The organism is Streptomyces sp. WAC06614 (genome assembly GCF_003949795.1).
GTDB lineage: Bacteria > Actinomycetota > Actinomycetes > Streptomycetales > Streptomycetaceae > Streptomyces.
In genome coordinates, this window is the sequence record NZ_RPRY01000441.1 from 1 (window position 1) to 4,745 (window position 4,745).

The 4,745-nt window shown below is 73.9% G+C and carries 3 protein-coding genes and 1 pseudogene; 2 read left to right on the forward strand and 2 right to left on the reverse strand.

Translation table 11 applies throughout. From position 1 onward, the window contains the following. Positions 1-79 precede the first annotated feature (79 nt). Positions 80-1,270: pseudogene (locus tag EF918_RS32710) on the reverse strand (hypothetical protein); the annotation flags it as partial. Beyond that, positions 1,267-2,328: an ATP-binding protein gene (locus EF918_RS32715; RefSeq protein WP_125652536.1), complete on the reverse strand. Its 1,062-nt coding sequence runs from the start codon at positions 2,326-2,328 to the stop codon at positions 1,267-1,269. The pseudogene EF918_RS32710 and the gene EF918_RS32715, both read right to left, overlap by 4 nt. Before the next feature lie 251 nt (positions 2,329-2,579). Here EF918_RS32715 and EF918_RS32720 point away from each other — a divergent pair, with 251 nt between their 5' ends. Both EF918_RS32720 and EF918_RS32725 read left to right on the forward strand, forming a co-directional pair. After that, on the forward strand, positions 2,580-3,146 hold the full coding sequence (locus EF918_RS32720) for a GNAT family N-acetyltransferase (protein ID WP_125652535.1): 567 nt from the start codon (positions 2,580-2,582) through the stop codon (positions 3,144-3,146). A gap of 124 nt (positions 3,147-3,270) precedes the next feature. Beyond that, a complete protein-coding gene (locus EF918_RS32725; protein WP_260610889.1) occupies positions 3,271-4,698 on the forward strand; it encodes a lamin tail domain-containing protein in 1,428 nt (475 codons plus the stop codon). The last annotated feature ends 47 nt before the right edge of the window (positions 4,699-4,745 follow it).

The window sequence follows — 4,745 nt, forward strand, 5'->3', positions numbered from 1 at the left end:
GTGTCTCGTGGGCTCGGAGATTGTTCTAGGTGACAGGGGGGAGCCGCTGCCCCACCCGCACAGCCGCCCGTACGCCGACCTGGACGAGGCCGCGGCGGTAGAACTCGTCCAGGTCGGCGTACGGGCGGCTGTGCGGGTGGGGCAGCGGCTCCCCCAGGATGTCGCCGCGGCCCTTGCCGCCCAGCGTGGCCAGGCGCCGGCGGCGGCGCAGGTCGGTCGCGATGCGGTCGTAGACCTCCTCGACCGACAGGCCCGCGAGGGCGGGGTCGAACAGCAGCCCTTCGGGCATCTCGCCGATGCCCATCTCCACCAGCCAGCCGTTGACGACGTAGTCGGCGGCGACGTTGTGCAGGTAGGGGTCGCGGGCGCCGCAGCGTTCGCCGTGGCGCAGCGCGGCGTGCAGCATCTCGTGGGCCAGCACGAAGCGCCACTGCTCGTCGGTGAAGCGGCGCAGCGGGTTGACGTAGATCTCGCCGGCCCGGGCGGAGACGGCGGCGACGGAGATGTCGCGGGCGCGGGCGAGTTCGGCGTCGGCGACCACGGTGAGGCCGGCGGCGATCCCGCCGAGCAGGGGGTACGCGGAGACGAACCAGTTGAGCGCCAGGTCCCAGGGCTTGCGCGGGGCGTCCGGGTCCCGCCCGGCGGCGGTGTCCATGGCCGCGGAGACGCTGCGGGTGAGGGCGGCGGCGAAGGCGGTCTGCCAGTCGGGGGCCGGGTCGTGCCAGTGCTGCCAGGAGCGCAGGACCTGGTCGGGTTCCGGCCCGGCGGTGCCGCAGTCGGCGTAGGCCGCGGGCAGCCCGTCGCGGCGCCAGCGCGCGGCGAGCTGCTCCTCGTCACCGCCCGGGAACGTGGCGGGCAGGGTGTCGGGCGCGGTGCCGACGGGGCTGCTGCGCAGGAACCGGCCGACGACCGCGCAGCGGGCGGCGAGGTCGAAGGCGTCGGGCTGGGTGCGGTCGGTGGCCTTGTCGGCGGGTACGTGGCCGAAGCCCAGGTGGAGCAGGCCGTGCGCGACGGCCCAGGCCCACGCGCCGGGCTCGGCGTGCCGGGTGGGGTGGGCGTGCAGGACCCCGTTGGAGTCGATGCGGACCAGGCCGGTCCGCGGGCACAGGCGGCAGTCCTGGCTGCGGCAGAACTCGGCTTCGAGGGCGGCGTAGGCGGGGTGGCGCAGTGCCTTGGCCCGGCCTTCGAGGTAGCTCTCGGTGGCCGGGTCGGGCGCCTTGGCCTTGGCCTTGTCCTTGCCGGCGCCCTTGGTGCCGTGGCGGGTGCTCACCGGCGGGCCTCGACCAGGCGGGGCATGTCGCGGGCCGCCTCCACCAGGAACCACGCGGGCAGCACCGGCTGTCCGTCGGCGTCGTCGGCGATGACGGTCTGGGCGACCTCGACGGAGATCTCGGCCAGTTGGACGAGCAGGGACTTGGCCCGGTGCGCGGTCTGGCGCAGGGCGGGCGAGACGTGCTCCTTGCGGGCCGGCAGCTCCTTGACCAGCCGGCCGCGGAAGGCGTCGGCGAGGTAGTAGAGCAGATCGCGGTCGGCGAGCCGGGCGGGCCAGGAGGCGTCGCCCTTGAGGATCGCGTCGATGCCGTAGGCATGGCGGACGATCTTGGCGTAGCCGCAGAAGGACACGGCGTGCGCGGGCGTGAGCGTGCCGTGCGCGAGGATCTTGAGGGTGTCCTCGTCCAGTGCGGGACCGAAGGAGTGCAGGGCGTCGGAGAGCATGTGCCAGGAACGCGGGGTGGAGAACGGCTCCTCGGTCTTGGGCGGCTTGGACCACAGGTGGTCGGGCCGGTCGGTGAGGTAGTCCGTGATCCAGGGGTGGATGCCGTGCTCGCCCGCCCAGACCAGCCAGTCCCGGACGGACACCTCCAGGTGGACGTGGGCGAGGCGGTTGACGAGGGCGGAGGCGAGGGGGCGGGCGAGGGCGTTGTCGGTGGCGCGGTTGCCGGCGCCGATGACGAGGGATCCGGCGGGCAGTTCGTAGCTGCCGATGCGGCGGTCCAGGATCAGCGAGTAGAACGCCTTCTGCACGTCCGGGGTCGCCGCGTTGAGCTCGTCGAGGAACAAGCAGTACGGCTCGTCACGGGCGATGGCCTCGGGCGGGCAGAACACGCTGCGGCCGTCCCGGATCTGCGGCACGCCCATCAGGTCCTCGGGCGCGAGCTGCGTCCCCAGCAGGCTCACGCACTCCAGCCCCAGCGACTCGGCGAACTCCCTGACCAGCGAGGACTTTCCGACGCCGGGCGCGCCCCAGAGGAACACGGGCCGGACGGTGGCCAGGCCGAGCAGCAGTTCGGGGACGCGGGCGGGGGTGACGGTGACGGCGGCCTGCACGTGGGCGGGGTCCTTCGGCTGGGCGGGGAGATGGATGTCCCCCATCCGACCGCACGCCGCCCCGGGCCGCACCTGAATTTCGGGCGCGGACGCCCAGGCGACGGGGCCGGGCGGGACGGCGGCGAAGCCGGACGAGAAGGCGACGGGGCCGCGTGTGACCCGCGTCTCTCCTGCGCCCCGGTGACGCCACTCGACATGATCATGAAGGGTCTTCCGGGTACGGCCCGGCCGCCCTCTGCACAGGAGCCCCCATGTTCGAAGGCACGCACGTCCGACTGCGCGCCCTGTCCGCCGACGACGCCGTCCACCACCTGCGGTGGCGCAACGACCCCGAGGTGGTCCGCTGGGCCACCGCCGACGACCCCTGCTTCGGGCCGGTGACGGCCGAGGCCGTCGAGCTCGCCTTCGGCTCGATGCTGCGCCTCGTCCCGCGCGAGGCGGCCGTCCTCACGGTCGAGACCGTGACCGACGGCCGGCCGATCGGCATGGTCGACTACCGCGACCTCGATCCGTACGCCGGCTCGGCCACGGTCGGTGTCACCATCGGCGAACGGGAGTACTGGGGCCGGGGCCACGGTTCCGAGGCCCTGCGCCTGCTGGTGGACCACCTGTTCGGCGCCCACCCGGTGGAGCGGCTCGAACTGGACACCTGGAGCGGCAACGAGCGGGCCGTACGGGCGTTCACCCGCCTCGGCTTCCGCGAGGAGGGCCGGCGCCGCAAGGCCGTGCGCGTGGCCGGGCGGACGTACGACCGGGTGCTCTTCGGCATGCTGCGCGAGGAATGGACCCCGCCGGCCGTGGACACGACCGCCGACTGACCCGCCTCCGCTTCGGTTCGTCCACCGTTCACGGGTCAATCACCCGGTCGAGGGCGGGCGTTCGGGGGGCGTCGCGACCGTCGTGCAGCCAGCCCCCTGTCGGACCGACCCCTGGACGGATGTCGTGACCCCTTCGCGCGTGCCCCCGTGGCGCCGTACCCTGTCCCTCCTCGCCGCCGGCGTCCTCGGCCCGGCCCTGGCCGCCGGCGCCTTGGCCGTCGCCCCGGCGCACGCGGCCCCGGCCGCCGACGTGCGGATCAACGAGGTGGTGACCACCGGCAGCGTCAACGACTCGATCGAGCTCTACAACAAGGGCACGACGACGGTCGACGTCTCGGGCTGGATCCTCAAGGACGACAACAACGGCTCGAAGTACAAGATCGCCGCCGGGACCACCCTGGCCCCGGGCGGTTTCCGCGCCTTCGACGTGCACGGCTCGTTCGGTCTGGGCTCCAGCGACAAGGCCCGGCTGTACCTGGCGGACGGCACCACCCAGGTCGACGGCTTCACCTGGACCAGCCACTCCGACCGGTCGTGGTCGCGCTGCCCGGACGGCACCGGCGCGTTCGGCCAGGCCTCCCAGGTCACCCTCGGCTCCGCCAACGCCTGTGGTGGCACGGGCGGCGGCGGTACGCCGGTGGCCTGGCCCGGCAGCGGCGCGGTCACCACCGCCGACGCCTCGAACGTCTTCGGCCCGGACCTCAGCGGCCTCTCCCTGGAGGGGAACGTGATGTGGGGGGCGCAGAACTCCGGCACCCTCTGGCGCCTGGTCCCGAACGGCTCCGGCGGCTGGACGCCGGACACCACGGGCGGCTGGGCCTCGGGCAAGACCCTGCGGTTCCCGAGGGGCACAGGCGCCCCGGACAGCGAGGGCGTCACGGTCACCGGTGCCGGTGCGGCGGGCGGTGTGTTCGTGGCGAGCGAGCGCAACGGCGACGCCTCCGGCACCAGCCGGCTGTCCGTCCTGAAGTACGACGTGAGCGGCACGGGGACCACGCTGACCGCCACCCGCGAGTGGAACCTGACCGCCGGCCTGCCCGCCGTGGGCTCCAACCTCGGCTTCGAGGGCATCACCTGGGTCCCCGACAGCTACCTGACCGGGGCCGGCTTCCAGGACGAGTCGACCGGCGCCGCGTACGACCCGGCGGGCTACGGCGCCCACGCGGACGGCGTGTTCTTCCTCGGCGTCGAGGGCACCGGCATGCTGTACGGCTACGTCCTCCAGGACTCGGGCGCGTTCACCCGGGTCGCCTCGGTCAGCAGCGGCATGGCCGGGGTGATGGAGGTGCAGTGGGAGCCGCAGGCGGCGCGCCTGTGGGCGGTGTGCGACGACACCTGCTCCGGCCGGCACCGGACCTTCCAGGTCGACGCCTCCGGCGTCTTCGCCGCCACCGCCGTCATCGACCGCCCGAGCGGTATGGCGAACCTCAACAACGAGGGCTTCGCACCGGCCGGTGCCGGCGAGTGCGTGGCCGGCAGCAAGCCGGTGTACTGGGCGGACGACAGCAACACCGGCGGCCACGCGCTGCGCAGGGGCAGCATCAGCTGCTGAGCGCCCGGGACGCACGGCCGACGGGACGGGGGGTGGGGGTGAGGGTG

Bases quoted from the DNA above. Each gene is read 5' to 3' on its own strand.
- EF918_RS32720 (WP_125652535.1), top strand. From the start codon at position 2,580: ATGTTCGAAGGCACGCACGTCCGACTGCGCGCCCTGTCCGCCGACGAC.